Source organism: Nocardioides sp. Root682 (assembly GCF_001427795.1).
Taxonomy (GTDB): domain Bacteria; phylum Actinomycetota; class Actinomycetes; order Propionibacteriales; family Nocardioidaceae; genus Nocardioides.
This window is the reverse complement of the sequence record NZ_LMHJ01000001.1, coordinates 778,800-798,145: the sequence shown is the minus strand read 5'-3', so window position 1 is coordinate 798,145 and position 19,346 is coordinate 778,800. Positions and strand designations below refer to the sequence as shown.

The following is a 19,346-nucleotide window of genomic DNA, read 5'->3' as shown; positions in this document are numbered from 1 at the left end:
CACTCATGACCAGCTTGAGACGTGTCGCCATCGTCGGTCCCGTGCGGACCGCCGTCGGAGCCTTCGGGGGAACGCTGCGACCGGTCCGGGCGGAGGAGCTCGCCGCTGACGTCATCCGTGCCCTCGTGGAGCGCACGGGCGTCGACCCGACCGCGATCGAGGACGTCGCCTTCGCGCAGTCCTACTCGAACTCCGAAGCACCGTGCATCGGACGCTGGGCCGCCCTGGCGGCGGGCCTGCCGATCGAGGTGCCCGGCTTCCAGGTCGATCGCCGCTGCGGTGGTGGCCTCCAGGCCGTCATCACCGCCGCGATGACCGTCCAGACAGGAGCCGCGGACGTCGTCATCGCCGGCGGCGTCGAGTCGATGAGCAACATCGAGCACTACACGACCACGGCACGGTGGGGCTCGCGCTCGGGCAACCAGGTGCTCTACGACCGTCTCGACCGGGGTCGTGAGCGGTCGCAGCCCGAGGAGCGGTTCGGTCCGATCAGCGGCATGATCGAGACGGCCGAGAACCTCGCGACGCACTACGGCGTCAGTCGCGACGAGGCCGACGCGTTCTCCGTCCGGAGCCACGCTCGTGCGGCGGCCGCGTGGGAGTCCGGTGTCTTCGCCGACGAGGTCGTCCCCGTGTCCGTTCCCCAGCGTCGTGGGGACGCTGTGGTGTTCGACCGGGACGAGGGCATCCGCCCGGAGTCGACCATGGAGACGCTCGGCCGGCTGCGGGCGATCAGTCCCGGTGGCACCGTCACCGCCGGCAACGCCGCGCAGCAGAACGACGCCGCCGCGGCCTGCCTGGTCGTGGCCGAGGACAGGCTGGAGGAGCTCGGACTCGAGCCGATGGCCTGGTTCGAGGGCTGGGCAGCCGCCGGCGTGGAGCCCTCGATGATGGGCATCGGACCCGTCGCTGCCGTGCAGCGCCTCTTCGCGCGCACCGGCGTCGGCTTCGACGACCTGGACCTGATCGAGGTCAACGAGGCGTTCGCCGTGCAGGTGCTCGCGGTCCTCGCCGGCTGGGGCGTCAAGCTGGACGAGGTCGACAGCCGCCTCAACGTCAACGGGTCCGGCATCTCCCTGGGCCACCCGATCGGGGCGACCGGCGTGCGGATCCTCACGACCATGCTGCACGAGCTCGACCGTCGCCGCGGAGGGCTCGCGCTGGAGACGATGTGCATCGGTGGCGGCCAGGGCATCGCCGCGCTGTTCCGCGGAGTGCACGGATGAGCGGCGCTTCGATGGGCGGTGCGATCGGTCTGCTCGGCTACGGCGCCTACCTGCCGTCGTACCGGCTGGGGAGCGACAGCGGGGTCCGCGGGACGCGTGTCGTCGCCTCGTTCGACGAGGACGCGACGACGATGGCCGTGGAAGCCGCGCGAACCGTGGTCCCTGAAGGCGCCGCGCCCGGGGCACTGTGGTGGGCGAGCTCCTCGCCGCCGTACCTCGACAAGACGAACGCGTCCGCGGTGCACGCCGCGCTGCGCCTGCCCTCAGTGGTGCCCGCTGCGGACCTGGTCGGTTCGGCCCGGTCCACCTTCGCCGCCACCCGGGCCGCTTTGGCCTCGGGCGGTCTGGTGGTCGCCGCTGACGTCCGGATCGGCAAGCCTGGTTCCGCCGACGAGAAGGCGGGCGGCGACGGAGCGGCAGCCTTGCTGTTCGGTGAGGGCGACGCGATCGCCGAGGTGCTCGGCGTCGCGAGCGAGACCCTCGAGGTGCTGGACCGCTGGCGTGACCCGCAGCGTACGACCGGGGAGCAGTGGGAGGAGCGCTTCGGCTTCGAGCAGTACGCCGACCTGGTCCGTGGGGTGGCCGCGCGGCTGCTCGACGGGGCCGGTCTCGCGGAGGCCGACCACGTCGTCGTCACCAGCGGGAACTCCGGAATCACCAAGCGGGCCGGGGCTCTGGTCAAGGGCGCGCTGTCCTCGGGTGCTTCGCCGATCGGGTTCTCCGGGGCCGCCGATCCGCTGCTCGGCCTGGCTGCGGTCCTCGACGTCGCGGGTCCGGGAGAGACCGTGCTCGTGCTCTCGGCCGTCGACGGCTGCGACGGCCTGCTGCTGCGCACGACCGACCTGCTCGCGGGCCGTCGCCCTACGCGTTCCGTCGCGGACCAGCTCGGCGCCGGACGCGCGATTCCCTACCCGACGTACCTCTCCTGGCGTGGCCTCCTCGAGCGTGAGCTGCCCCGTCGTCCCGAGCCCGATCGTCCTGCCGGGCCGCCATCGGCCCGCGCCGGTGCGTGGAAGTTCGGCTTCGCAGGCACCCGATGCGTCGAGTGCGGCTTCGTCCATGTGCCCCCGTTGCGGGTGTGTCGGTCGTGCAGCGCCGTCGACGCGATGGAGGACCTCTCGCTCGCCGATCACACCGGAACGGTGGCGACGTTCACGATCGACCGGCTGGCCTTCTCGCCGTCGCCACCCGTGATCGACGTCGTCGTCGACTTCGAAGGCGGCGGCCGCACGACCCTCGAGGTGGCCGATGCCGACCCGGACCGGGTCGCTGTCGGCTCCGAGGTCTCCCTGGTGTTCCGCCGGCTGTTCACCGCGGGTGCCGTGCACAACTACTTCTGGAAGGCGCGGGTGCGCTGATGGCCAGCAAGGGGATCAAGGACGCCGTCGCGATCGTCGGCATGGGATGCACCCGGTTCGGCGAGCGCTGGGAGTCGTCGACCGACGACCTGCTGCTCGAAGCCGTGGGGGAGGCGCTCGGGTCTGCGGGCGTGCAGCGCGACGACGTCGACGCCTGGTGGCTCGGGACGCTGGGCTCCGGCCAGAGCGGCCTGACCCTGAGCCGTCCGCTGGGCATCGACTACAAGCCGGTCACCCGCGTCGAGAACTACTGCGCCACGGGTTCCGAGTCCTTCCGCAACGCCTGCTACGCCGTGGCTTCGGGTGCCTACGACCGCGTGATGGCCGTGGGCGTCGAGAAGCTCAAGGACTCCGGTTTCTCGGGGCTCCTGCGCGCCGACCCGCCCTCCGACGGCACCGCCGCGGAGCTCTCGCTGACCGCTCCGGCGGCCTTCTCGCTGCTGGACCCCGCCTACACGGCGAAGTACGGCGTCGATCCGGTTGCGATGCGGGAGGCGATGACGCACGTCGCGTGGAAGAACCACGTCAACGGCGCCCGCAACCCGAAGGCCCAGTTCCGCAAGGAGGTGTCACGCGAGACGATCGAGGGCGCGCCGAAGGTCGCCGGTCGCCTCGGCATCTTCGACTGCTCGGGAGTCTCGGACGGTGCCGCGGCCGCGATGATCGTCCGGGCCGAGGACGCCTACGACTACACCGATCGCCCGATCTTCGTGAAGGCCCTGGCCCTGGCGTCCGGCCCGATGCGCGGTGGTCTGGACCCGGCGTACGACTTCACGTCGTTCCCGGAGGTCGTGCACTCCGCCGCGGACGCCTATGCCCAGGCCGGCATCACGGACCCGCGCTCGGAGCTGTCGCTCGCCGAGGTGCACGACTGCTTCACCCCGACCGAGATCGTGCTGATGGAGGACCTCGGGTTCGCCGATCGCGGTCAGGCCTGGAAGGACGTCCTGGCCGGCGAGTTCGACGCCGACGGCCGCCTCGCGGTCAACGTCGACGGTGGCCTGAAGTCGTTCGGCCACCCGGTCGGCGCGAGCGGGCTGCGGATGCTCTACGAAGCCTTCCTGCAGCTGCGCGGCGACGCGGGGGAGCGGCAGCTCGCCGACCCCCGTCTCGCGCTCACCCACAACCTGGGCGGCCGACCGGGTGGGTGTGTGTCGTTCGTGTCCGTCGTGGGCAACGAGCGCGGCTGACGCAGGGTCAGAGCGCAGCCGTGAGTGCCTGCTCCACGTCGAGGTCGGTGAGCGTGTTGATCGCGCGCACCGCGGTGACCTCCATCCGGTCGTCGGGCTGCATGCTGCCGGCGGCGAGAGTGAAGACGATCGCGATCCAGCCGTCGACGGTGAGCAGCCGGTAGGTGTCCCAGGCCTCGGCGAGGGAGGGCACGTCGCTGCCTGCTCCACTGTCGGCGAGGACCTGCAGGTACCGCTCCAGCAGGTTCTTCTCCTCCGCCCGTCGCAGGTCGGTGGGGATGGAGTGCATGAGGAAGTAGGCGAAGTCGCGCAGGCCGTTCATCTTGTGGAAGACCTGCCAGTCGTAGATGCCGGCGGTCCCGTCGGCATTCGCGTAGGTGTTGCCGAGGTGGGTGTCACCGTGGCACAGCGTCTGCGGCATCGACTCCCAGAGCCGCGTGAGAGCGGGCTGGTTCTGCACGTACTTCTTCGTGAGGCGGCGCACGGACTCGGGGACGGTCCGGTCCTGGGCCATGAACCGCTTCTCGCTCCACGTGAAAAGGCGCTTCATGAACGGCCCGCCAGGGCGCTTCGCATAGGTCTGGAGCCAGGCGAGGTCGCCCTCGAAGCGCGGTGAGCGCCAGAACCTGCCGTGCAGCGTCGCGAGCAGGTCGACCACGGCTTCGGCGTGCTCCTTGGGCGCCTCGTCGTCGGCGTCGTAGAAGGTCACGCCGCCCGGACGGAGGGCGAGGTCCTCGAAGGCGAGCACGTAGCGCCCGCCCGATCCTGATCGGGTGACGTACGGCGCGATCGTGAGATCCGCGAGGGTGGGGTGGATCTGCTCGAAGAAGCGGGTCTCGTAGGTGTGGCACCCGAACCCGGAGACGATGACCCTGGGCGCCAGCTGGGACGACGTGCCCTTCGCGAAGGCGGTCGCCGGGAGACCCGCGTTGCGGCCGGTCTCGTTCCAGTTCAGGTGGATGCGTGCGCGGTCCGTCGTGCCGCGGGAGTCGATCTCCACGCGGAGGTCGTCGACCCGGGCGCCGGGCACTTCTGATGCCAGCGCAGCGGTGAACTCGGCGGGACGCAGCGAGTCGAGGCCGTAGCGCGCCTGGCCCGGGGTCCACGGGGCCGCACCGAGCGCCGCGTCCTTGAGAGCGGTGATTTCTGGAAGCACTGGATCTCCTGAGGCTGTTCTTGAAGTTGGATTCAAAAACATAGAACAGAAATTTACGCCCGTCAATTATGTTGTTCGGGGGTGCGGTCCGGTAGACAGTGGGCGTGACCACGAAGGGCGGCCGGACGCGACGACGGATCCTCGAGGTCGTGACCGACCTGCTCGAGGAGCAGTCGTACGACGAGATCTCCATCGCCGAGATCACGCGTCGCGCGGAGGTCACCCGGCCGGCGTTCTACTTCCACTTCGCGAGCAAGGGTGCGGTCCTCGGTGCGGCGCTCGACGAGCTCCGCGATGAGTTCATCGCAGTGGCCACGGCCTGGTACGACCACGTCGGCGGCGATCCGGTGGCGGGGATCCCGGAGGCCCTCGAGGCGACGATCGCGCTGTGGCGCACGCATGCGCGGCTCCTGGACGCGGTGGGTCGGGCCTCGGCCGTCGATGCCGAGGCGGCCGACCTGGTGCGGTCGTGGGTCGACGAGCTCACCGCGAGGGCGGCGGACCGTCTGCACCGCGACCTGGGCGCGCACGCAGGCGCCGGGGGACCGTCGGTCGCAGCGCTGGCCGAGTTCATGGTGGGCGCCACCTTCGACGCCATGAGGCGTGATGTGCGCGCCATCGTGGACACCGGCGTCCCGACCCCAGGGGTCGCCTCGACGCTGACGTTCGTCTGGGCGCGCGTGGTGGCTCCGGTCGGACCGGTCGGTCAGGCGACGAGGTAGTTGATGAGGATCTCGCTGAAGTGGAGCTCTGCGGGCGTGGGGCTCTGGTCGCCGGGGGTGCCGGTGACTCTGCGGGTGCCGGTCGCATCGACCAGGTAGTGCGCCCCGTAGGGATCTCGCCAAATACAGATCCCGGGGAAGGGTTGTCGCACCTCCCAGCCCGTATGGGTCTTGATCCGGTGATGGGTCCGGGTCATCGGACCCAAGTTCCCCACGCCGGTGGGTCCGCCCTCGGAGTAGGGGATCGCGTGGTCGAGGTCCATCCGCCTGCTGGTGTTCGCGGCGTAGGGGAAGACGTCGCCGGGGTGGATCAGGTGCACGGCTTCGCGCATCCTCGATGGGATCTCGTAGGCATCGACCGGGGCCTGGTTGTTCAGGTCGATCACCGGCTTCACCTGAACAGTCCCGCCGGTGGGAGGTGCGAGCGCCAGTGAGCCTCGAAACCTGGTGTGCCACCCAGTCGGTGGTGACCGGTCCGTGGCCCTCGAGGCGTGCGATGGGTGAGTCGCCGTACAGGTGGAGATAGGCCTTCACCTTGACCTTCACCGGACCGACGGCGGGGTCGACGTGCGCCGCGGGATTGGCGAGGAGTGCGATCGCGGCAACACGACGTTCATTGAGCGTGGCGTCGGGCATCAAAGCCTTCAGCTCCGCTGACTCGGCGACCGCGTTCACCGCCGCATCGATCCCAGCGATCGTCAGAGCGTCGCCGTGGATCGTGTAGGTCGCCTTGCCGTGCTTGTTGACCCGCGACATCCGCGCAAACACCTCCCGAGCAGCGGCTTCTTCCTTCAACCGCGCCAACTCCGGGGCAGCAGCCGCGACCTTGCCCTCCACCAATGCCTCGAACCGGGTCCACGACAACCTGCCGTCACAGGACTCCGCCACCTCGGCATCGACCCACGCCGCCTCGGACTCCGACAGCTCCCGGGTCGCCTCGGCAACGTGGCGGGCATGACCAGGACGGGCAGTACCGGCATCGACCCCGGCCTGGATGCATGGGAGCCGCAGGGCGATGTCGACCGAGTCTGCGATCAGCTTCTTCGCCCCGTACGGCGAGGTCTGGATCCGGGCACCGAACGCTGCCGCGGCGTACTCGGTGATCAACGGCGTCCCCGCCCCACCAGCCGGCTTCGCCCGCTCCCTACCCCGCTTGTCACCCGCCGGCAACCGGTCCGGGGAATGCAGGACAGCCCACTGGTACGCGGCCTTCAAGATGTTCCGCTCAGCCTCCAGACGCTTGGCGTGCTCGGCCTCGGCATACGCCAGAACACCGCCCGCGGACATCTCCACCAGCCGATCCTGCTCGTTCTGCCCGCACCCGATTGCCATACGAGTATTGGATCATCGACCTCCGACACTTCGATCCAATCAGGCCAAGTTCTCCACAGTCACCGGGTTTCGAGGCTTGGCGCTGGCGCGCCTCGCACCTCAACCACCGGCGCGCCTCAGATGCCGAGGTGCTCCTTGAGGACCTTGACGACAGGCCAGGCGCCGTCGGACCAGTTCGAAATGACCGTGTAGATGACCGATTCCGAAGGCCAGCGCAGGCTGGCGAAGGACACGCCGGCGTCGTACCCCTCGAGGAAGACGGCGTCGCCCGTCGCGTGCAGGTGGAACCCGAGGCCGTAGCGCCGGGACTCCTCGGGCCAGTCGCTGCGCGGGCGCGTCATCTCCGCGACGTTCTCGGGCGAGACGATGCGACCGTCGTACAGCGCGTCCCAGAAGGCGTTCAGGTCGGCCGAAGTGGCGTAGATGCCGCCGTCGCCGCTGCCGAGGACGGGGAGGTGGAACACGTTGGTGCGCGGACCGTCAGCAGAGAGATAGCCCAGCGCGGCCCGTCCCGGCAGCTCGTCGCTGCGCAGGAAGGTCGTGTCGATCATGCCGGCCGGTTCGCAGACCCGGGTGCGCACCAGCTCGTGGAAGGACTCCCCGCTCGCCCGTTCCGCCAACAGGGCGAGGACGACGAATCCGGCGTTGTTGTAGGAGAACCGCTCGCCTGCGCGGAACACCGTCGGGTGGCCGTCCAGCACGGGCAGGTACTGCTCCGTCGAGGCGAGCTCGTGCACTGAAACCGGCATCACGTGGTCGTTGATGCCGCTGGCGTTCTCGTCGAGGTAGTCACCGATCCCCGACCGGTGGGCCAGCAGGTGCTCAATGGTGACGTCGTCGGCGATCAACGGCAGGTCATCACCCAACAGCGATCGCGCGGGCGTGGTCAGCTCGAGCGTTCCGTCCTCGACCAGGCTCATCACCGCCAGCGCGGTCAGCCCCTTCGTTGCGCTCGCGGTCGCGAACAGGGTGTCGACGGTGTTGGGGACCCGGTGGGCCCGGTCGGCGAGCCCGTACGCCGAGAGCACCTCGGTGGCGCCTGCGCGATCGACGCGGACGACACCGGAGAACCCAACGCGCTCCGCCGCCTCGTCCACTGCGCCCTGGAGGGACTGCACCCGTCGAATCTATCCACCAGCGAGCAGGTCGTCAGCCGCCTTTTCGCCGGACCGCAGCGCACCCTCGATGCCTGAGTGCGTCAGGAAATCGCCAGCGAGCCGGATTCGCGGCGGCATGCCGTCCCGCGCGGTCTGCATTCGGCGGTAGTGGCCGGGCACGGGCGCGATCAGGGTGACCGGCCACTCGAAGACCTCGGCGAGGTCCGGTGTGGCTGGGCCGAAGGCGCGATCGACGGCAGCGCGGGCGAGCGCGATGATGCCGTCGCGGTCCCGGTCGCCGACCTGGTCGCGGTCGAGGTAGACACTGACGGACTGGCCGCCCGGGGGAGTGGACCCCGGTGCGCGCCGGTTGTTGAGCAGGACGCCGTACGTCGCGTGTGCTCCGGTCGTGCCCTCGACCACCAGGTCCTGGGCGACGCCGGGCCACGGGTCCTTCCGGTAGCCCAGCCAGACGTGGAACGCGTGGATCGGCTCGACCGCATCGAGCGCCTCGAGGACCGGGGGACAGGCCACCGGGCCGACCAGCTGGCGAGCGGTGAGCACGTCCGTGGCCACGACGACTCCGTCTGCCTCGAGGGTCTCGGTCGCCGTACGGACTGCCACCCGGTTTCCCTCGGAGGTGATCTCCAGAGCTGCTGTGTCCAGGCGTACGTCGATGTCCTCGGCCAGCCAGTTCACGACCTGCCCGAGGCCGCCGAGGGGCACGTCGAGAGTGGTCCGGTGCGGCTGCTGCAGGAGCGCCCGCGTGAATGCGGCGCTGATCCGGTGCGGGTCGGCTCCGGTGAGTGGCTCCATCAGCGGGCGGATGAGGGCGTGGTACGCCGGCTCGCCCATCGCGCCCCGCGACCAGTCGGCCAGGGTCGTGCCGTCGTCGGCGGCGGCGAGCTCGTCCAGGTCGAAGGGCTGCACGCGCGCGCCCACCACGCCTCGAACGGCTGTCGTCGCGATGCGGGCCGCGTCGCGGAGCCGAAGCTGGGGCTGACGCACGAAGGTCCACGGGCGGTCGTAGCGCACCGGGTTCAGGCGTTCGTCGTCGTCGATGACCGCCGCGAGCGCGGGCCAGCGGGTCAGGTCGCGGCGGTGGCCGCTGTCACTGAGGAAGTCGAAGGTGCGGTCGTAGGAGCCCATCAGGAAGATCGCCCCGGTGTCGATCGCGAACCCGTCCCGCTGGAGGGTGCGGGTGCGACCGCCGACGGCCTCGGCCGCCTCCAGGACGACCACTTGCGCGCCCTTGTCCTGGAGCCTGCGCGCTGCCGCAGTGCCGGCGACACCTCCGCCGATCACGATCACCTGCACGGTGTCCTCCTTGTGTTGTGCGTCCCAGGGGGTTGTCTCGTCCTGCGTATTTAATCTATATTCAATTAGGTGAGCGACGCAACGCTGGCCCGTCAGGCCGCCCGCACCCTTGTCGAGGGCCTGTACGACGCCCTGGCCACCGGGGATCGTGCGCGCATCGAAGCGGCTCTGACCTCTGACTTCGTGGGCCACCTGACGCCGGGCCTGCCGTTCGGGGTCGGTGGTGAACACCGTGGTGCCGAGGCGATGATCCGCGACGGCTGGTTCACGATCGGGGCGCACTGGCGCGTGCGGGCGGAGCCCGCGAGGTTCACTGCGACGACCGACGGTCGGCTCCAGGTGCAGGGCACCTACCGCGGTACCGGCCGGGGGAGCGGGACGCCGTTCACGACGTGGTTCGCGCACGTGTGGGAGTTCCGCGACGGGCTGATCTCCGGTCTCACCCAGATCACCGACGCCACCGCCTTCGTCGGCGCACTCGAGTCCGGGGGCGGGTCGCCCGCTGGACTCGAGACCATGGACCTCACGATCGCTGACGGCGTCGCCACGCTCCGTCTGGCGCGCCCTGACGCCCGCAACGCCATCGACCAGCGCCTCGCCGACGAGTTCCTCGTCGCGGCGGTCCGGATTGCTGGCGACGCCAGCGTGCGCGCCGTACTCCTCTGTGGGGACGGGCCTGACCTGACCGTCGGTGGCGACATCGGTTACTTCACCGGGCAGTCGAACGAGCTCGACGTGACCCTGCGCCAGATGACGACGCCGTTCCACTTCGGCTTCCAGGTGCTGGCGATGCTGGAGGTGCCGATCGTGACGGTCGCCCACGGCGCGGTCGCCGGTGGTGGCCTCGGGTTCGCCTATGCCGCTGACATCCTGGTGGCCGCCGAGGATGCCCGGTTCGTGACGGCCTTCGCGGCGATCGGGCTCAGCGGCGACGGCGGCGGAACGTGGCACCTGCCGCGCCGGATCGGCCCGGCGCGCGCGGCCCGCGCTTACCTCCTGAACGAGCCGATCACGGCTCAGCAGGCTCTCGACTGGGGCCTGGTCGCCGAGGTCGCGACCGTTGCCGAGGCACGAGTGCGCGGCGAGGAGATCGCCCGGCGTCTCGCTGCCGGCCCCACCCGAGCCTTCGCCCAGATGCGCGCCCTGTTGCGCGATTCGTGGGACCGCAGCCTCCCGGAGCAGCTCGACGCCGAGATCGACGCACTCGTCGCGTGCGCGGGCACCGCCGACGCGCGCGGGGCGCTCGATGCATTCCTCGCCAAGCAACGCCCGACCTTCCGCGGCGTCTGAGAACCCAGGAGAAACCTTGAAGAAGCTTGCCGACTACGCGGCCCTCAGCGGACCGGTCTGCGTGGTCATCACGCTCGCCGGGTGGCTGATCGCCGGACTGCTGCCCCTGCCGTTCGGCCCCGATGACCAAGGGGAGATCGTGCACTTCTTCCTCGACGACCCCGGTCGCGTCAAGGCCGGCTTCGTCATCGCGTCCGTCGGTACGGCCCTGGCGATGCCGCTGTGGGCGGTCGTCTCGTTCCACCTCTTCCGGATGAACCGTCGGATGCCGCTGCTGGCGCTGGTGCAGGCGATGATCGCCGTCGTCACACTCGTCATCAATTTCTTCCCGCAGCTGATCTTCGCCCTGGCAGCTTTCCGCACCGACCGTGACCCCGGCGACATCGTGCTTCTCAATGACCTCGCCTGGCTGCTGCTCTTCACCGGCATCGTCCCGTTCATGGTGCAGAACGTCGTCATCGGCATCGCGATCCTGCGCGACCCGCAGCAGCTGTTCCCGCGCTGGGTCGCCTGGCTCAACTTCTTCGTCGCGTTCTCGTTCATCCCGGACCCGCTCGCCTACTTCTTCAAGACCGGACCCTTCGCCTGGAACGGGATCTTCGTCTTCTGGCTGGCGCTCACGACCTACTGCCTCTTCATCTTCGTCATGTGCTGGGCATGTCTCCGGGCCAACCGCAGCCTTGACGACGCCCCAGCCACCGCCCTGCAAGGAGCCTGACCGTGCCCGGACTCATCCGTGACAGCGACGACCACCGCGCCATCCGCGAGAGCGTCGCCAAGATCTGCGCCCGCTACGGCCAGCAGTACTTCCTCGAGAAGTCCCGCAACGACGAGGACATCACCGAGCTGTGGGCCGAGCTCGGCCAGGCAGGCCTGCTGGGTGTCCACCTCCCCGAGGAGTACGGCGGCGGGGGAGCCGGCATGCAGGAAGCCGTCGTGGTGGTCGAGGAGCTCGCTGCGCACGGCATGCCGATGCTGGTGTGGGTGATCTCGCCGGCCATGATCGGCTCGATCCTCGCGACCTACGCGTCCGACGCCCTGAAGCAGGAGTGGCTGCCCGGCATCGCCAACGGCACGAAGAAGGTCGCGTTCGGTCTGACCGAGCCCGACGCCGGCTCCAACAGCCACGAGGTCGCGACCACCGCGACCCGCGACGGGGACGGGTGGCGGATCAGCGGCTCGAAGTACTACATCTCCGCGATCGACCAGTCCGACGCCCTCCTGCTCGTCGCACGGGACGCGGACCTGTCGACGCCGGAGAAGAAGCGGCTGTCGATCTTCGTGATCCCGACCGACGCCCCGGGTCTGACCTACCAGCGGATCGACACCTCGATCGTGTCTCCCGACAAGCAGTTCAGCGTCTTCCTCGACGACGTGTACGTCGGCCCCGAGTCCCTCGTCGGTGAGGCCGGCCAGGGACTGCGTCAGGTCTTCGCGGCCCTCAACCCCGAGCGGATCCTCGTCGGCGCGATCACGACCGGTGTCGGTCGTTTCGCCATCGAGAAGGCCTCCGACTACGCCAAGACGCGCGCCGTCTGGTCGGGCGTGCCGATCGGCCAGCACCAGGGTGTCGCCCACCCGCTGGCCGCCGCCCACATCGACGTCGAGGTGGCACGGCTGGCCACGAAGAACGCAGCGGTCCTCTACGACGAGGGCGACACCGGTGTCGCGGAGGCAGCCAACATTGCCAAGTTCGTGGGATCCGAGGCAGCGCTGAAAGCGCTCGACCAGGCCATCCAGGTCCACGGCGGCAACGGCCTGGCGAAGGAGTACGGCCTGTCCGAGCTCTGGTTCGTGACCCGCCTCATGCGAACGGCCCCGGTCAGCCGGGAGATGGTCCTCAACTTCGTCGCGCAGACCTCCCTCGGCCTGCCGCGGTCCTACTGATCAGGAGATTCAAAGTGACTGAGAACAGCACGGCGTCGTACGACGCCATCGTGATCGGCGCCGGAGCCGGCGGCCTGTTCGCCGCTGCCCGCCTGCAGCACCAGGGCTACAAGACCCTCGTCGTCGAGAGCCTCGACAAGGTCGGCGGTCGCGCGTCGACCACCGACGTCGACGGCTTCAAGATCAACGACGGCGCCATCGTCATCGAGTGCGGTGGCATCACCGAGCGCACCTTCGGTGAGCTCGACCTCCCGTGGGAGATCCGTGAGCCCAGCCCGCCGATCCTCTACCGGATCAAGGGCAAGGACGTCGACGTCACCGGCGGTGGCTGGGGCTTCCTGCTCCAGAAGCTGACCCGCCAGGGCGCCAAGGTCGTCGGCGGCATCGGTGCGGCGCGCAAGGACGAGGGCCTCCCGGAGGAGCAGATCACGCTCCAGGACTGGCTCTCGAAGTACACGAAGAACGAGGGCGTGCACGGCATCTTCCGCAACATGGCCGCCTCGGTCTTCGCGGTCGGCTCCGAGGACCTTCCTGCCCGGGTGTTCCTCACGTACTTCACCCGCAAGAGCGCCTTCAAGCGCTTCGGCTTCCACCCCGAGGGCTCGATCGGAGTCTTCAAGGCATTGGCCGGCGCGATCGAGCGCGACGGCGGGACCGTGCGTCTCTCGACCGCGGTCGAGCGGATCACGCTCGACGGCGACCGGATCACCGGTGTGGTGCTGGCAGGCGGCGAGACGGTCACGGCACCGATCGTGATCAGCAACATCGGACCGGCGGCCACCGTGGGACTGCTCGGCGAGGCGAACGTGCCGGCCGACTTCCAGGAGACGGTCAAGCGCAACGACCGCCCGACCGCGATGATCACTGTCAACTTCGCCAGCCAGGAGCGCCTGATCGAGGCGCCCGGCATGTTGAGCTTCGCGACCTCGCGCCGCCTGGCGTACATCGCGAACTTCACCGACAGCTGCCCGGAGATGGCCCCCGAGGGCTGGAACCTGTACGTCGGCACGGCGGTCCCGAAGCCCTCGGTGGGTGACTTCGACGAGGAGTCGGAGTACGCCCTGCTGTTCGAGGACCTGCGGGAGACGATCCCCGGCTTCGACGAGCGGGCCCGGATCATCAGCAAGGTCACCACGCGCGACGGCTGGCCGCCGCAGCGCGCCGTTGCCGGCTTCGACATGTCCCACGACACCCCGTTCACCGGTCTGTGGAACGTCGGGGACGCCGTGAAGGAGTACGCCAACGGGGGCACGACGGCTTGTGCCGAGACGGCCGAGATCGTGGTGGGCAAGGTCGCTGCGCAGTTCGCGCCCGCCGCGGACTGAGGCGTTTCTAACAGGCACGAAAAAAGACGGGGCGGAAGTCTCGCCAGAAAACATAAGTCGAGTTATGATCGTGGGAGTGAAGCCCAGCGAGAAGGTGAGAAGACGATGAAGTGTGTGACGGTCGATTTCGACAAGTGCACGGGTCTGGGGATCTGTGAGTCCCTCGCGCCCGACTTCTTCGAGGTCAACGACGACGGTGAGCTGCTCGTCCTCAAGGAGGAGATCAGCGACGACGAGCTGCAGGAGGTCGAGGAGGCCGTCAACGGCTGCCCGACCGAGGCGTTGAAGATCGTCTCGCTGTGAGCGACCCGCGCCGTTTGGTGGTCGTGGGCGCCTCGCTCGCGGGTCTGCGCGCGGTCGAGGCAGCGCGCAAGACCGGGTTCGACGGCGAGATCGTGCTGATCGGCGCCGAGGAGCACCTGCCGTACGACCGGCCGCCGCTGTCGAAGGCCTTCCTCGGTGCGGCGGACGAGTCCGGTGAGCTGGCCGAGGTGCCGTTCTTCCGCACCGAGGAGACGTTGCGCGACGAGCTCGGCGTCGACGTACGACTGGGGTCACCGGCCACGGCTCTCGACACCGTCGCCCGTCGCGTCACTGTCGGCGGCGACCAGATCGCCTACGACGCCCTGGTGATCGCGACCGGCGCCCACGCCCGCCTGCTGCCGGGGACCGAGGGTCTCGACGGTGTGTACCCCCTGCGCACGCTCGACGACTCGCTCGCCGTACGCGACAAGCTCGAGGCCGGCGCCCGCACCGTCGTCATCGGCGCTGGTTTCATCGGCTCCGAGCTGGCCTCCACGGCCCGCAAGCGCGGTCTCGAGGCCACCATCATCGAAGCCCTGCCGACGCCTCTGGTGCGTGCGACGGGTCACGAGATGGGCGCCGCGATCGCGGCCCTGCACGAGCTCAACGGCACCAGCCTGCGCTGCGGCGTGGGTGTCGCGTCCATCGAGGGCGACGGCAAGGTCGAGCGCGTCGTCCTCGTGGACGGCACCTCGATCGAGGCCGACCTCGTCGTCGTGGGCATCGGTGTCATCCCGTCCGTCGGCTGGCTCGAGGGCTCCGGCCTGACCATCGACCGGGACATCGGGGGCATCGTCTGCGACGAGAACCTCTGGACCGGCGTGCCCGGCGTCTATGCCGCGGGCGACGTCGCGAGCTGGGTCAATCCGACCCTGGGCGAGCGGCAGCGGATGGAGAACTGGACGGCTGCGGCCGAGCAGGGCGCCGCCGCTGCACGCAACGCCCTGGACCCCGAGAACGCCAAGCCCTACGGCACGGTTCCGTACTTCTGGTCCGACTGGTACGACGTCCGGATCCAGTTCGTGGGTTCGCCCGAGGCCGACGAGGTCGTCCTGGTCGACGGCGACCCCGGTGCCGGGTCGCGCTGGGTCGCGCTCTACCGCCGCGGTGACCGCCTGATCGGTGCCCTCGCCGTCAATGGCCAGGCCGAGATCATGAAGTACCGCGTGCAGATCATGAAGGGCGGCTCCTGGGACGACGCCCTGGCCTTCGCCGAGAAGCGCCGGATCGCCCACGAGGAGAAGCTCGCCGCCGTCTGACTTCTGACCCGGCTGGGAACGGCAGGGATCTGATCAAGCAGGTTGATCGGATCCCTGCCGTTCTTCTTTTTTCGATGAGGTCATAAAAAACTCTTCCGGTCCGGCGCTCGTCCCTGTTACCGTGGCACTGCTTTGGACACACCGTCCAAAACGACTTCGGAGGAGGTGCGATGAGTACGACGACCGCTCCACACCTGCCCCGTGTCGAGGGTCCGGCTGACCCGCTCACCTCGGCGGTTCTTCTCGCCTCGGCCGTGGCTGGCCGCCCCGTCGAGCTCCGCCTCGGGCGCAGGCCGACTCACTCGGACGGCTGGAGCATCACGCTCGGCCCGGACGCTGCCGAGCTGTCGGACCACGAGGTGGAGTTCCTCGTGATGGCGCAGGCGAGCCTGATGGCTGTCGGCAGCCTCGTGCCCGGCGTCGTCCATCTGCTCAGGGGCGCGTCGTCTGACGCCCATCGGCAGTTCCTGGCGCTCGAGCTGGGACGAGCGCGGCGCGAGCTCCGCGAGGTGCTCCCGGGCAAGCTCGCGATGCTGATCGACCGCGACCTGGGCACCACCGCGGTGACCGGCTCGTCGCTCGAGTCGGCCCGACGGGCGCTGACCGTCCGTCAGGCACCCGACCTGCCCCGCTGGTGCGGACACCTCGACCTCGACTCCGTGCGCCGGCGTGCCCGGGCCCATCCGGCTGATCCGCCGTCGCAGGCCGAGCTCGCAGCCTCCCTGCGCGAACAGGTCGAACGGCAGCAGGACGACGCCGACGACGAAGGTGAGCGCAGCACGTTGCTGGAGAAGCTCGCCGGCCCGTTCTCCGGGCCCGTCGGTCGCGCGTTCCAGAACATGCTCGGCGCACGACGCTCGGAAGGCTCGGGGGTGACTGGCTTCGCAACCGGCGGTGGTGTCAGCCGGCGCTCGGGTCGACCGCCGGCCGGCGCCGTGCCCGTCAGTGCCCTGCCTCCCGCGGCGATGGCCACCGCCACCACCTCGGCCGTCGGGCACGTGTACCCGGAGTGGGACGTCGTCCGTGGGGCCCACCGCGCGGCGTGGTGCACGGTCGCGACGCTCGACCCCTCCGGGACCACTTCGACCGCCGGCCCGGCGCCGAGGCGGATGTCCACCGAGGAGCGCGCGGTCGCGCGCAGCCTGATGCGCGTCGCGCCGTCCTGGGGTCACCGGCCACGATCGCTCGACGGTCCGGACGTCGACCTGACGGCGGCCGTCGACCTCCAGGTCGCCCTTGCTGCTGGATACACGCCCGACCCCAGGGTCCACGTCGGTGAGCGGCGCCGGGCGGGGGAGATCGGCGTCCTGGTCCTGCTGGACGCCACCGAGTCCGCGAGCGGTCCCCGCAGCGAGACGACCCTGTTCGACGAACACCGCGTGCTCGCCGACGTCCTCGCCGGTGCTCTCCACGCGCTCGACGTGCACGCCGCGACGTACGCCTTCCGGACCCGCGGTCGCCACGACGTCCGGTTCCTCCGGTGCAAGGGGTTCTCTGACCGTTGGGACGCCGCGGGACGGCAGCGACTCTGGGGTCTGTCACCGTCCGGCTTCACCCGGCTCGGTGCCGCGCTGCGGCACGGCACGGCGATGCTCGCCGACCAACCAGGCCTTCGGCACCGGGTGCTCGTCGTCATCGGCGACGGCATCGCGTACGACGACGGGTACGAGGGTGGGTACGCAACGGCGGACACCGCCCGGGCACTTGCAGAGGCACGCCGCCGCGGAGTCGCCTGCGTCGGGCTGTCGGCCCGGCCGTCGTACGCACTGCAGGACCTCTGGGGCGTCGAAGGCCACCGCGTCGCGCATGACCCCCACGTCCTTGCCCGCGAGATCACACCCCTTCTGACCCATGCACTCGGCCAGGTCGCGCTCCGCGCTGGCAAGACGATCGATGAAAGGAGGTCCTGATGGCGACCGATGCCGTCTTGACCCCGCCGGCTCCTGTGCTGGCCACAGGAGGACCAGGGCCGTACTACCGGGAGGTCGGCAACGAGGTGCTGGTCTTCGAGGCAGCCGCTCGGGCTGGGCTTCCGGTGCTCCTCAAGGGCCCGACCGGGTGTGGCAAGACCCGCCTCGTCGAGCACATGGCGGCCCGGCTCGGCCGCTCGTTGCACACGGTGTCGTGCCACGAGGACATGACGGCGTCCGACCTCCTCGGCCGGTTCGTGCTGACAGGTGGGGAGACCCGATGGGTCGATGGCCCCCTCACGACGGCGGCGCGCGAGGGAGGGATCTGCTACCTCGACGAGATCGTGGAGGCACGAGCCGACGCCATCGTCGCGATCCACTCGCTGACCGATCACCGGCGCCAGCTCAGCCTCGAGCGACTCGGAGGCGTCACCGTCCCCGCCGCCGACGGATTCCAGCTCGTCGTGTCCTACAACCCCGGCTACCAGAGCGTCCTGAAGGACCTCAAGCCGTCCACCCGACAGCGGATGGTGGCCATCGACCTCGGGTTTCCCTCCCCGGAGGTCGAGCGGGAAGTCATCCGTCGCGAGACAGGCCTGCACGGGCAACCTGTCGAGGACCTGGTGCGCCTGGCCCAGGCGCTCCGCCGCGCTGACGCCATCGGGCTGCGCGAGGTCGCATCGACCCGCACCCTCGTCTCGGCCGCGACCCTGATCGTCCAGGGACTCGGGTTCACCGATGCGTGCACCGCCGCCATTGCCTCGCCACTCACCGACGACGACGGCCTCATGGCGTCCCTCGTCGCACTCATCACGACCTACGAGACCGGAGAATCCCGATGACGACAGACCTGTTCCGCTCACCACCAGTCGAGGAGTCGGAGGCCCCGAAGGGCAACCGCGCCATCTCCTGGTGGGCTGGTCTCGGCTTCGCCTTCCTGGCTTTTGCCGCCTACCTGATCGTTGCCTGGATCGTGGCCGGGGAGCCCGAGAGCGTCGGAACGGGGCCGACGCCGGTGCCGACCTGGATGAAGGTGGTGCTCGGCATCCAGCAGTGGGGCCTGTTCGCCGGCATGCTGGCGCTGATCTGGTTCAAGGCGATCCGCCCGCGCCTGCGCACCGGCTCGATCCCGTTCGACGGCCTGATGGTCCTGTCGTTCGCGGTGATGTGGTGGTCGGACCCGCTCTACAACTACTTCACGCCCGGGTTCAACTACAACGCGTACTTCATCAACCTCGGGTCCTGGGTGGGGCACGTCCCCGGCTGGATGTCGCCGAACCCGACGGAGATCCCGCAGCCGCTCCTCTGGCTGCCCGGCGTCTACACCTGTGCGTTCTTCCTGATGGTGATCATCGTCAACTGGATCTTCCGGAAGACACGCGAGCGCTGGCCCACCATCAGCCCGGTCAGCATGTGGCTGATCGCCTTCATCCCGATGATGGTCGTGGGCACGCTGTGGGAAGCCGCCTTCATGGTGATGGGCTCGCACTCGTACGCCTCGGCGATCCACGAGGTCACCTTGAACGCGGGGCACTACTACGCCTTCCCCGTCTACCAGGGCATCACTGCCAGCCTGCTGTACACGACCTGGGGAGCGATGCGCTACTTCCGCGACGACCAGGGCCGCAGCTTCGCCGAGCGCGGCATCGACCAGCTGCGGGTCCCCAACGGTGCGAAGGGCTGGTTGCGGTTCTTTGCGGTGTCCGGCGCCATCACTTGCATCTTCTTCGTCTTCTACCACGTGCCCAACGCGATGATCGCGCTCCGCGGCGACGCCTGGTCCGACGACGTCCAGGAGCGTTCCTACTTCGTCACCGAGATGTGCGGTCCGTGGAGCGACGTCGCCTGCCCGGACCCGCGAGTCCCGTTCCCCCGCGGCGACCACTCGATCGTCATCGGGCCCGATGGTGAGCTCGTCGTACCTCCGGGGGTCGACGTCCCCAAGGCACCCTTCGTGGACCAGGACCGGTGACG

The 19,346-nt window shown here is 69.5% G+C and carries 17 protein-coding genes; 13 read left to right on the top strand and 4 right to left on the bottom strand.

The annotated features are described in order from the left end of the window. Window positions 1–5 precede the first annotated feature (5 nt). From ASD84_RS03840 to ASD84_RS03830, 3 genes are read left to right on the top strand one after another with little or no spacing between them, the layout of a single operon-like run. Window positions 6–1,226 carry an acetyl-CoA C-acetyltransferase gene (locus ASD84_RS03840; protein ID WP_200954413.1) on the top strand — a complete coding sequence of 407 codons (1,221 nt, stop codon included), beginning with the start codon at window positions 6–8 and terminating at the stop codon, window positions 1,224–1,226. Beyond that, window positions 1,223–2,584, top strand: coding sequence for an OB-fold domain-containing protein (locus ASD84_RS03835; protein WP_235530961.1), 1,362 nt, complete (start codon window positions 1,223–1,225; stop codon window positions 2,582–2,584). The genes ASD84_RS03840 and ASD84_RS03835 overlap by 4 nt, the downstream gene beginning before the upstream one ends. After that, window positions 2,584–3,774: an acetyl-CoA acetyltransferase gene (locus ASD84_RS03830; protein ID WP_056706813.1), complete on the top strand. Its 1,191-nt coding sequence runs from the start codon at window positions 2,584–2,586 to the stop codon at window positions 3,772–3,774. Before ASD84_RS03835 ends, ASD84_RS03830 begins: the two co-directional genes overlap by 1 nt. A gap of 7 nt (window positions 3,775–3,781) precedes the next feature. On the opposite strand, the gene ASD84_RS03825 is transcribed toward ASD84_RS03830, so the two are convergent. Next, complete coding sequence (locus tag ASD84_RS03825) at window positions 3,782–4,930, bottom strand: phosphotransferase (RefSeq protein ID WP_056706811.1); 1,149 nt, start codon at window positions 4,928–4,930, stop codon at window positions 3,782–3,784. Between the two features lie 104 nt (window positions 4,931–5,034). On the opposite strand from ASD84_RS03825, the gene ASD84_RS03820 reads away from it, so the two are divergent. After that, window positions 5,035–5,652 carry a TetR/AcrR family transcriptional regulator gene (locus ASD84_RS03820; RefSeq protein ID WP_162251486.1) on the top strand — a complete coding sequence of 206 codons (618 nt, stop codon included), beginning with the start codon at window positions 5,035–5,037 and terminating at the stop codon, window positions 5,650–5,652. Here the strand turns inward: ASD84_RS03820 and ASD84_RS03815 are convergent. The 3 genes from ASD84_RS03815 to ASD84_RS03805 all read right to left on the bottom strand — a co-directional run bounded on the left by ASD84_RS03815 (window position 5,637) and on the right by ASD84_RS03805 (window position 9,398). Beyond that, window positions 5,637–6,038, bottom strand: a complete 402-nt coding sequence (locus ASD84_RS03815; protein ID WP_156394680.1) for an HNH endonuclease signature motif containing protein — start codon at window positions 6,036–6,038, stop codon at window positions 5,637–5,639. The genes ASD84_RS03820 and ASD84_RS03815 overlap by 16 nt on opposite strands. A gap of 1,062 nt (window positions 6,039–7,100) precedes the next feature. Further along, on the bottom strand, window positions 7,101–8,102 hold the full coding sequence (locus ASD84_RS03810) for a serine hydrolase domain-containing protein (RefSeq protein ID WP_056706805.1): 1,002 nt from the start codon (window positions 8,100–8,102) through the stop codon (window positions 7,101–7,103). A gap of 9 nt (window positions 8,103–8,111) precedes the next feature. Then, a complete protein-coding gene (locus tag ASD84_RS03805; protein ID WP_056706804.1) occupies window positions 8,112–9,398 on the bottom strand; it encodes a protoporphyrinogen/coproporphyrinogen oxidase in 1,287 nt (428 codons plus the stop codon). Between the two features lie 69 nt (window positions 9,399–9,467). On the opposite strand from ASD84_RS03805, the gene ASD84_RS03800 reads away from it, so the two are divergent. The 9 genes from ASD84_RS03800 to ASD84_RS03760 all read left to right on the top strand — a co-directional run bounded on the left by ASD84_RS03800 (window position 9,468) and on the right by ASD84_RS03760 (window position 19,344). Further along, complete coding sequence (locus ASD84_RS03800) at window positions 9,468–10,688, top strand: enoyl-CoA hydratase-related protein (protein ID WP_082573134.1); 1,221 nt, start codon at window positions 9,468–9,470, stop codon at window positions 10,686–10,688. Window positions 10,689–10,704: 16 nt separating this feature from the next. After that, window positions 10,705–11,406, top strand: coding sequence for a hypothetical protein (locus tag ASD84_RS03795; protein WP_200954411.1), 702 nt, complete (start codon window positions 10,705–10,707; stop codon window positions 11,404–11,406). 2 nt (window positions 11,407–11,408) lie between these two features. Next, the gene (locus ASD84_RS03790) at window positions 11,409–12,575 is read left to right on the top strand and encodes an acyl-CoA dehydrogenase family protein (RefSeq protein WP_056706802.1); all 1,167 of its coding nucleotides are present in this window, start codon (window positions 11,409–11,411) and stop codon (window positions 12,573–12,575) included. A gap of 14 nt (window positions 12,576–12,589) precedes the next feature. Continuing rightward, complete coding sequence (locus tag ASD84_RS03785) at window positions 12,590–13,900, top strand: phytoene desaturase family protein (protein WP_056706799.1); 1,311 nt, start codon at window positions 12,590–12,592, stop codon at window positions 13,898–13,900. A gap of 114 nt (window positions 13,901–14,014) precedes the next feature. Continuing rightward, window positions 14,015–14,203, top strand: a complete 189-nt coding sequence (locus tag ASD84_RS03780) for a ferredoxin (RefSeq protein WP_235530960.1) — start codon at window positions 14,015–14,017, stop codon at window positions 14,201–14,203. Further along, a complete protein-coding gene (locus ASD84_RS03775; protein ID WP_056706795.1) occupies window positions 14,200–15,462 on the top strand; it encodes an NAD(P)/FAD-dependent oxidoreductase in 1,263 nt (420 codons plus the stop codon). The genes ASD84_RS03780 and ASD84_RS03775 overlap by 4 nt, the downstream gene beginning before the upstream one ends. Window positions 15,463–15,632: 170 nt before the next feature. Then, on the top strand, window positions 15,633–17,372 hold the full coding sequence (locus tag ASD84_RS03770) for a hypothetical protein (protein ID WP_056706793.1): 1,740 nt from the start codon (window positions 15,633–15,635) through the stop codon (window positions 17,370–17,372). Then, the gene (locus ASD84_RS03765) at window positions 17,372–18,214 is read left to right on the top strand and encodes a CbbQ/NirQ/NorQ/GpvN family protein (RefSeq protein WP_082573133.1); all 843 of its coding nucleotides are present in this window, start codon (window positions 17,372–17,374) and stop codon (window positions 18,212–18,214) included. The genes ASD84_RS03770 and ASD84_RS03765 overlap by 1 nt, the downstream gene beginning before the upstream one ends. Next, window positions 18,211–19,344, top strand: a complete 1,134-nt coding sequence (locus ASD84_RS03760) for a spirocyclase AveC family protein (protein WP_056706791.1) — start codon at window positions 18,211–18,213, stop codon at window positions 19,342–19,344. Before ASD84_RS03765 ends, ASD84_RS03760 begins: the two co-directional genes overlap by 4 nt. Window positions 19,345–19,346 lie beyond the last annotated feature (2 nt).